The 8,503-nt window shown below is 71.9% G+C and carries 8 protein-coding genes and 1 pseudogene; 6 read left to right on the top strand and 3 right to left on the bottom strand.

Translation table 11 applies throughout. From position 1 onward, the window contains the following. On the bottom strand, positions 1-1,191 hold a 1,191-nt coding region (gene murJ, locus ABT078_RS38010; RefSeq protein WP_351236203.1), incomplete at its 3' end, for a murein biosynthesis integral membrane protein MurJ. Between murJ and ABT078_RS38005 the strand changes: the two are divergent. Next, positions 1,190-1,750: pseudogene (locus tag ABT078_RS38005) on the top strand (L,D-transpeptidase); the annotation flags it as partial. The gene murJ and the pseudogene ABT078_RS38005 sit on opposite strands and share 2 nt — an antisense overlap. Position 1,751: 1 nt before the next feature. Here the strand turns inward: ABT078_RS38005 and ABT078_RS38000 are convergent. Further along, positions 1,752-2,408 (bottom strand): pirin family protein, encoded by a 657-nt coding sequence (locus ABT078_RS38000; protein WP_351236201.1) that lies wholly within the window; start codon positions 2,406-2,408, stop codon positions 1,752-1,754. A gap of 613 nt (positions 2,409-3,021) precedes the next feature. Between ABT078_RS38000 and ABT078_RS37995 the strand changes: the two genes are divergently transcribed. The 5 genes from ABT078_RS37995 to fabF all read left to right on the top strand — a co-directional run bounded on the left by ABT078_RS37995 (position 3,022) and on the right by fabF (position 7,954). Next, complete coding sequence (locus tag ABT078_RS37995; protein ID WP_351236199.1) at positions 3,022-4,218, top strand: PucR family transcriptional regulator; 1,197 nt, start codon at positions 3,022-3,024, stop codon at positions 4,216-4,218. 89 nt (positions 4,219-4,307) lie between these two features. Continuing rightward, on the top strand, positions 4,308-5,225 hold the full coding sequence (locus ABT078_RS37990) for an ACP S-malonyltransferase (RefSeq protein ID WP_351236197.1): 918 nt from the start codon (positions 4,308-4,310) through the stop codon (positions 5,223-5,225). A gap of 18 nt (positions 5,226-5,243) precedes the next feature. Continuing rightward, positions 5,244-6,245, top strand: coding sequence for a ketoacyl-ACP synthase III (locus ABT078_RS37985; protein ID WP_351236195.1), 1,002 nt, complete (start codon positions 5,244-5,246; stop codon positions 6,243-6,245). Between the two features lie 95 nt (positions 6,246-6,340). Then, the gene (locus tag ABT078_RS37980) at positions 6,341-6,589 is read left to right on the top strand and encodes an acyl carrier protein (RefSeq protein ID WP_351236193.1); all 249 of its coding nucleotides are present in this window, start codon (positions 6,341-6,343) and stop codon (positions 6,587-6,589) included. Between the two features lie 102 nt (positions 6,590-6,691). Then, a complete protein-coding gene (gene fabF, locus ABT078_RS37975) occupies positions 6,692-7,954 on the top strand; it encodes a beta-ketoacyl-ACP synthase II (RefSeq protein ID WP_351236190.1) in 1,263 nt (420 codons plus the stop codon). A 98-nt stretch (positions 7,955-8,052) separates the two neighbouring features. Here fabF and ABT078_RS37970 read toward each other — a convergent pair whose 3' ends face one another. Next, a complete protein-coding gene (locus tag ABT078_RS37970; protein WP_351236188.1) occupies positions 8,053-8,463 on the bottom strand; it encodes a hypothetical protein in 411 nt (136 codons plus the stop codon). Positions 8,464-8,503: the final 40 nt, after the last annotated feature.

Raw genomic sequence — 8,503 nt, 5'->3', positions numbered from 1 at the left:
GCTGCGGCCGCCCGCCGGCGACCGCAGCCGGCGGTTCAGGACGTGCGCCGTGACGGCCCACCCCACGCACAGCGCCAGCGAGTACGCCCCGGCCATCCCCGTCACCGCCCAGCGGGCCGGGAGCAGCAGGTACGCGACCGTGGAGAGGCCCGCGTTGAGGCCCGCGATCACCAGGTTGAGCAGGAAGGGCGTGCGCGTGTCGGAGAGCGCGTAGAAGGTGCGGGAGAGGACGTACTGGCCGGACAGGGCGATCAGCCCGGGCGCGAAGGCCATCAGGATGCCCGCCATCGCGGCCGTGGCGGCGGTGTCGGTCCTGCCGTACCCGAAGACGAGGGCCATCACCGGCTGTGCGAGGGCGAGCAGCGCGCACGCGGCCGGGACGACGGCCGAAGCGCTGCTGCGCAGGGCGCCCGAGACATCGCGGCGTATGCCCTCGGTGTCTCCGTCGGCCGCGGCCGCGCTCATCTGCGGCATCAGGGCGGTGACGAGCGAGACCGTCACGATGCCGTGCGGTACGGCCCACACCAGATAGGCGTTGTTGTACGCGGCGAACCCGGGGCCGTCGTCCAGGCCCGCCGAGGTCGCCAGCCGGGTCGTCACCCAGTACGCGGCCTGGTTGGTGAGGACCAGCAGCACCAGCCACCCGGCCGACCGCAACGGCCGGGTCAGCCCGCTGCCGCGCCAGTCGAACCGGGGCCGCCAGCGGAAGCGGGCCGCGCGCAGGGCGGGCACGAGGGCGAGCGCCTGGACGGCGATGCCCGCGGTCGTGCCCCAGCCGAGCAGCGCCGTCTCGCCGGCGGTGAGGGTGCCTCCGTCGGTCGTGGCCAGGTACAGCCCGAACACCGCGATGACGACGACGTTGTTGAGGACGGGCGTCCACATCATCGCCCCGAACCGGCCGCGGGCGTTGAGGACCTGCCCGAGCAGGGTGAACAGTCCGAGGAAAAGGATCTGCGGCAGACAGGAGCGGGCGAAGGCGACCGTCATGGACTCCTGCGCGCCCGTGTAGTCGGTGTACGCGTCGACGATCGCCGGCGCCGCCCAGACCGCGCTCGCGGTGATCGCCAGCAGGGCGACGGCGCAGACGGTGAGCAGCCGGTCGGTGTAGGCGGCGCCGCCGTCCTCGTGCTCCTTGGCCGCCCTGACCAGCTCGGGCACGAACACGGCGTTCAGCGCGCCGCCGATGAGCACCCTGCACGCGGAGCTCGACGGCACCGACTCGGGCGCGGGCGGCGGCTGGTTCGTCCGCGACTACACGACGACGTTCACCGTCGGCGCCCGGCAGGTCGTCAAGGTCGACCTCGACCGCCACCAGCTCACACTGGAGCGCAACGGCACAGCGGTACGGAGGATCCCCGTCTCCGGCGGCACGCCCGGCGGGGACAAGCGGTCCTGGCGGGGCACGGCCGTGCTGATGGCCAAGGAGGGCACGATCAACATGAATTCGGAGACGGTCGGCCTCGGTGACGCCTACGACAAGATGGTCGACCACTCGATGCGGCTGACATGGTCCGGGATGTACGCCCATGCCGCGCCGTGGAACGCCAAGTACTTCGGTAACGCGAACCGCAGTTCGGGCTGCATCGGCATGAGCGACGCGAACGCGGCGTGGTTCTACGGGCAGGTGCGGCCCGGCGACCCGTTCGAGATCAAGGGCGCGGACACGAAGGGCACGGTCGCGCCGGGGAACGGCTTCGGCGAGTGGAATCTGTCGTGGGAGGAGTGGCGGGCCAGGAGCGCCCTGCGCTGACTCAGCCCGACAGCTCCCAGACGAGCACCTCGGCGGCCACGGCGGCGGCCAGTTCGAGACCCTCCGCGTCCGTGATCCGCGCGGCGTCCCCGGGTCCGAGGTCGTCGCCCGCGAGCCGCACCACGCCGCGTACGACGTGCACGTACACGAAGGGCGCGTCCGGGACGGCGGTCCGCTCGTCCGTCGCGAGCCGCCGTACGTGCAGCAGCGCCCCGGCCTCCGGAAGCGCGTACGGCGTCGCGTCGGCGATGCCGCGCACGACCTCGTACGCCGGCTCGCCGCCCGGGTCCTTGGGCGCGAGCCACATCTGCACGAACGTCAGCGGTACCTGGCCGTCGTTGCGCTCGATGTGCCGCACCCCGCCCGCCGAGCTCAACCGCTGCACGTCCCCTGGCCCTACGACGGTGGCGTTCCCGGCCGAGTCCCGGTGCGTGAGCTCGCCCTCCATGACCCAGGTCACGATCTCGGTGTGGCTGTGCGGATGCTCGTCGAACCCGGCGCCGGGTGCGAGGCGCTCCTCGTTGCAGGCAAGGATCGCGCCGAAGCGCAGATTGTCCGGATCGTAGAACCGCCCGAACGAAAAGGCGTGCAGCGACTCGATCCCGGCGGCCTCGTCCCCACCCCGGTAGCGCCCTCCGGCGCGCCATACGGAAATCACGCATCTACGGTAGAGGCCCTTTGCGGGTCCCCTGTTCGCCCGCCCGGACACCCGGCCCCACCGGACGGAACCGGGCGCACCCGGGGCCCCGGCGCCTGCGGCGGGCCTCCTCCCCGCCCCGCCCCTTCCCGAACCGGGGGCAAGCCCCCCAGCCCCCGTTCGAGGCTTCGCCCCGGACCCTTTCCCTGACCGAGACCGGGTCGGACCGGGTTTCGGCGCCCGCCCCCAAGCCCTTCGTGCGTCGGTACGGGACCCCGCCTCATTCGTCGCCGGGGCGCGTATTCAGCTTCGCCCGCCGGGCGTTCGAGGACGGACCCCCGGACTGCGCACCCGGTACCGCACCACGCCCCGAGCCCGTCCGGCACGTGACGACGGACACCCGGGCCACCCGTCCGGTAACGGCCACGCCCCGGACCACGACGCCCCCGCAGGCCGCGATCCACCGCGGGGCTCGATCCGAGCCCGTCCGGCACGTGACGACGGACACCCCGGCCGCCCACCCGGTACCGGTCGCCCGGGAGCGCACCCGCAGGACGCCCCAGCCGGGGTCCGGGGCGGAGCCCCGGGACCCCGGCACTCCGCGCGCCCGTCCTGATAAGGCACTCTTGTCCCCGTGCCCCATCCCGAACCGGCTCTGCCCGCGAACGCCGCCCACCCGCACTCCGCGACCCTGAAGCGTCTGGAGCAGTCGTCCGGGCGTCTGGCCGCGAACGCCATCGCCCGCATGGACGAGACGCTGCCGTGGTACCGGGCGATGCCCCCGGAGAACCGGTCGTGGATCGGTCTGGTCGCACAGGCCGGTATCGCCGCGTTCACCGAGTGGTTCCGGCACCCCGAGACCCCGCAGGCGATCTCGACCGACGTCTTCGGCACGGCGCCGCGCGAGCTGACGCGCGCGATCACGCTCCGCCAGACCGTGGAGATGGTGCGGACCACCATCGAGGTCATGGAGTCGGCGATCGACGAGGTCGCCGCGCCCGGCGACGAGTGGACCCTGCGCGAGGCGCTGCTCGTGTACGCCCGGGAGATCGCCTTCGCGACCGCGCAGGTGTACGCGCAGGCCGCCGAGGCCCGCGGCGCCTGGGACGCCCGGCTCGAGTCGCTCGTCGTGAACGCGGTGCTGTCGGGCGAGGCCGACGAGGGCGCCGTCAGCAGGGCCGCGGCGCTCGGCTGGAATTCGCCCGAGCACGTGTGCGTCGTGCTGGGCACCGCGCCCGACGGGGACAGCGAGCTCACCGTGGAGGCCATCCGCCGCGCGGCCCGGCACGCCAAGCTGCAGGTTCTGACGGGCGTGCTCGGCGACCGGCTCGTCGTCATCGCGGGCGGCAACGACAATCCGCTCCAGGTGGCCAAGGCCCTGATCGGCCCGTACGCAGCGGGCCCGGTCGTCGCCGGACCCGTCGTGCCCGATCTGCTGGCGGCGACACGCTCCGCGCAGGCCGCGGCCGCCGGGCTGAAGGCCTGTGCCGCCTGGCAGGATGCTCCGCGGCCGGTTCTGGCCGACGATCTGCTGCCGGAACGCGCCATCGCGGGCGACCCTGCGGCCCGCGAGCAGCTGGTGGAGGAGATCTACAGACCGCTGGAGGAAGCCGGCTCGGCGCTACTGGAGACCCTCAGTGTCTATCTGGAGCAGGCCAGCAGTCTCGAAGGCGCGGCCCGGATGCTGTTCGTCCACCCCAACACCGTTCGCTACCGGCTTCGACGTGTGACTGATGTCACCGGCTGGTCACCCTCCGATGTCCGCTCCGCGTTCACTCTCCGGATCGCACTCATCCTCGGGCGTCTGGTAGACGGCGATCCGCAGTCCTAGTCTTTTGTCGGACACCAACAATTCCCCTGACGGTTCTTGGTCCCTGTCCCCACGGGCGGCCCGGACCGTCCACAAGAGAGAGTGTGAGGGTGCTCGTACTCGTCGCTCCCGGCCAAGGCGCTCAGACGCCCGGCTTCCTGACCCCCTGGCTCGAACTCCCCGGTGCCGAAGGCCGCATCGCGGCCTGGTCCGACGCCATCGGACTGGACCTCGCCCACTACGGCACGAAGGCCGACGCGGACGAGATCCGCGACACCGCCGTGGCGCAGCCGCTGCTCGTGGCCGCCGGTCTGCTGTCGGCGTCCGCGCTCGGTGACGTCACGCCCGGCGCCGTCGCCGGCCACAGCGTCGGTGAGATCACGGCCGCCGCGTTCGCCGGTGTCTTCGACGACACCGCGGCGCTGGGCTTCGTACGGACACGCGGACAGGCGATGGCCGAGGCCGCGGCCGTCACGAAGACCGGCATGTCGGCGCTGCTCGGCGGCGACCCGGACGTGACGGTGCCGCACCTGGAGAAGCTGGGGCTGACCCCGGCGAACGTCAACGGCGCGGGCCAGATCGTCGCCGCCGGCACCATGGAGCAGCTCGCCGCGCTGGAGGCGGACAAGCCCGAGGGTGTGCGGCGCGTCGTGGCCCTGCAGGTCGCCGGCGCGTTCCACACGCACCACATGGCACCCGCCGTGGACAGGCTCGACGAGGCCGCGGAGGCCCTCACCGTGGCCGACCCCAAGGTGCCGTACGTCTCCAACAAGGACGGCCGCACCGTCGCCACAGGCGCCGAGGTGGTCTCCCGGCTCGTGGGCCAGGTCGCGAACCCGGTCCGCTGGGACCTGTGCATGGAGACGTTCAAGGAGCTGGGCGTCACCGCCCTCCTGGAGGTGTGCCCCGGCGGCACCCTCACCGGTCTCGCCAAGCGTGCCCTGCCGGGCGTCGCCACGCTCGCGCTGAAGACCCCCGACGACCTCGACGCGGCCCGCGCGCTCGTCGCCGAGCACACAGCAGTCTGACGAAGGAGCCCGTAGCGCATGTCGAAGATCAAGCCCAGTCAGGGCGCCCCGTACGCACGCATCATGGGTGTCGGCGGCTACCGTCCCACCCGGGTCGTGCCGAACGAGGTGATCCTCGAGACGATCGACTCCTCCGACGAGTGGATCCGTTCCCGCTCGGGCATCGCGACCCGCCACTGGGCCTCCGACGAGGAGACCGTGGCGGCGATGTCCGTCGAGGCGGCGGGCAAGGCCATCGCCGATGCCGGGATCACCCCGGAGCAGATCGGTGGCGTGATCGTCTCCACCGTGTCGCACTTCAAGCAGACCCCTGCCGTCGCCACCGAGATCGCGGACCAGATCGGCGCGGTCAAGCCGGCCGCGTTCGACATCTCCGCGGGCTGCGCGGGCTTCGGTTACGGCCTGACCCTGGCCAAGGGCATGGTCGTGGAGGGCTCGGCGGAGTACGTACTGGTCATCGGCGTCGAGCGGCTCAGCGACCTGACCGACCTGGAGGACCGCGCCACGGCCTTCCTGTTCGGTGACGGCGCGGGCGCGGTCGTCGTCGGCCCCTCGACGGAGCCGAGGATCGGCCCGACCGTCTGGGGTTCCGAGGGCGACAAGTCGGAGACCATCAAGCAGACCGTGCCGTGGTCGGACTACCGCAACGGCACCGTCGAGCGGTTCCCCGCCATCACGCAGGAGGGCCAGGCGGTGTTCCGCTGGGCCGTCTTCGAGATGGCGAAGGTCGCCCAGCAGGCGCTGGACGTGGCCGGGATCACCGCCGACGACCTGGACGTCTTCATTCCGCACCAGGCGAACATGCGGATCATCGACTCGATGGTGAAGACTCTGAAGCTGCCGGAGCACGTGACGGTCGCCCGTGACGTGGAGACCACCGGCAACACCTCGGCCGCCTCGATTCCGCTCGCGATGGAGCGGCTTCTGGCGACCGGACAGGCGAAGAGCGGCGACACCGCGCTCGTCATCGGCTTCGGGGCGGGTCTCGTCTACGCCGCAACGGTCGTTACCCTCCCCTAGGCAGCATCCGGATCTTCCGGTCACCGGTTCCCGGTCCTCCGGTCCCCCGGACAACGCCCAGATCAACCCTCTGCTAAACACCGAAGGAGCGCCACATGGCCGCCACTCAGGAAGAGATCGTCGAAGGTCTCGCCGAGATCGTGAACGAGATCGCCGGTATCCCGGCGGAGGACGTCCAGCTGGACAAGTCCTTCACCGACGACCTGGACGTCGACTCGCTGTCCATGGTCGAGGTCGTCGTCGCCGCCGAAGAGCGCTTCGACGTCAAGATCCCGGACGAGGACGTCAAGAACCTCAAGACCGTCGGTGACGCCGCCGACTACATCCTGAAGCACCAGGCCTGATCCAGGCCGACTCAGGACTGATTCAGGACTGATTCAGGTACGCCACCCAGCGGTGGCGCCGCAGATTCACGAACCCTCATAGACCGTGGAGAAAGAATTCCTGTGAGCTCGACCAATCGCACCGTGGTCGTCACCGGTATCGGCGCAACCACACCGCTGGGTGGCGACTCCGCATCGACCTGGGAAGGTCTGATCGCGGGACGCTCCGGCGTCAAGCCCCTCGAAGGCGAGAGCTTCGCCGAACTGCCCGTCCGCATCGCCGCCCCGGCGGCGGTGGACCCGAGTGAGGTCCTGCCCCGGCCGCTCGCGCGCAAGCTGGACCGCTCGGCCCAGTTCGCGCTGATCGCCGCGCGCGAGGCGTGGGCCGACGCGGGCTACACCGCCCCCGCCGGCGAGGACGACAAGATCACCCCCGAGCGGCTCGGCGCGGTCATCGCCTCCGGCATCGGCGGTGTGACCACCCTGCTCGACCAGTACGACGTGCTGAAGGAGAAGGGCGTACGCCGCGTCTCCCCGCACACCGTGCCGATGCTGATGCCCAACGGCCCCTCCGCGAACGTCGGCCTGGAGGTGAACGCCCGGGCGGGCGTGCACACTCCGGTGTCCGCGTGCGCTTCGGGCGCCGAGGCGGTCGGCTACGCCGTCGAGATGATCCGTACCGGCCGCGCCGACGTCGTGGTCGCGGGCGGCACCGAGGCGGCGATCCACCCGCTGCCGGTCGCGGCGTTCGCCAACATGATGGCGATGTCGAAGAACAACGACGAGCCCGAGAAGGCCTCGCGTCCGTACGACAAGTCCCGTGACGGGTTCGTCCTCGGCGAGGGTGCCGGCGTCGTTGTCCTGGAGTCGGCCGAGCACGCCGCCGCGCGTGGCGCGAAGGTCTACTGCGAGGTGCTGGGTCAGGGTCTGTCCGCGGACAGCCACCACATCGCGCAGCCCGAGCCGACGGGCCGCGGCATCGCGGCCGCGCTGCAGAACCTGCTGGACTCGACGGACCTCAAGCCGTCCGAGGTCGTCCACCTCAACGCCCATGCGACGTCCACTCCTCAGGGTGACGTGGCCGAGATCAAGGCGCTGCGCTCGGTGCTGGGCGACGACCTGGACCATGTGGCGGTCTCGGCGACCAAGTCGATGACGGGTCACCTCCTGGGCGGCGCGGGCGGCATCGAGACCGTCGCGACGGTCCTGGCGCTGCACCACCGCGTCGCACCGCCGACGATCAACATCGACGACCTCGACGAGACGGTCGACGCGGACATCGTCCGCGACGAGCCGCGCAAGCTGCCCGACGGCACGATCGCGGCGATCAACAACTCGTTCGGATTCGGCGGCCACAACGTGGTGCTGGCGTTCCGTACCGTCTGAGCCCGCCGCGCAGTCGGCACAACCGCCGGCCGACAGGCTGAAACCCGAGGCCCCCGCCGGAATGTCCCGGCGGGGGCCTCGGAGTGTCGGGGCCGTGGTCAGGGCAGGGCGAAGACCGCCGGCTCCCCGCTCGTCGACCTGTGGTCGACGACGACATGGCCACCCGTGCCGGGGATCGGGATCAGCCCGGGCCTGATCGAGGGGCCCGCGCCGCCGTCGCCCGGATCGACCTTCCCGCGTACCGGATCCGGCGGTGCCGAGCAGGACGAGGTGCGCGCTGCCGTGCCATCGGCCGGGACGGCGATGCGTCCGTCGTCCTGCCGGGAGAGCGCGTCGGCGAAGCCCTCGCGGCCCTCCGCGCCTCCGCCACCGCGTCGACAGGGGCCGACGCTGCGCGCGACTCCCTCCCCCGGAGCGCGAGCACAGGACCGGAGACGCCGGTGGCCGCCGGGCCGCCACCGCCGGGCAGCAGCAGCTGCACCGAGCCGGCCCGCCGGGAGCCACGGCACGCGAACCCCCTCCCGCCCAGGCCCCCGAACCGGAAGCCGC

This window comes from Streptomyces sp. NPDC002133 (genome assembly GCF_040296405.1).
Taxonomy (GTDB): domain Bacteria; phylum Actinomycetota; class Actinomycetes; order Streptomycetales; family Streptomycetaceae; genus Streptomyces.
The sequence above is the reverse complement of the archived record's forward strand: the minus strand, read 5'-3'. Positions and strand labels throughout refer to the sequence as shown.

Coding starts and splice junctions, on each gene's coding strand:
- ABT078_RS37985 (WP_351236195.1), top strand. CDS start 5,244: ATGTCGAAGATCAAGCCCAGTCAGGGCGCCCCGTACGCACGCATCATG.
- ABT078_RS37980 (WP_351236193.1), top strand. CDS start 6,341: ATGGCCGCCACTCAGGAAGAGATCGTCGAAGGTCTCGCCGAGATCGTG.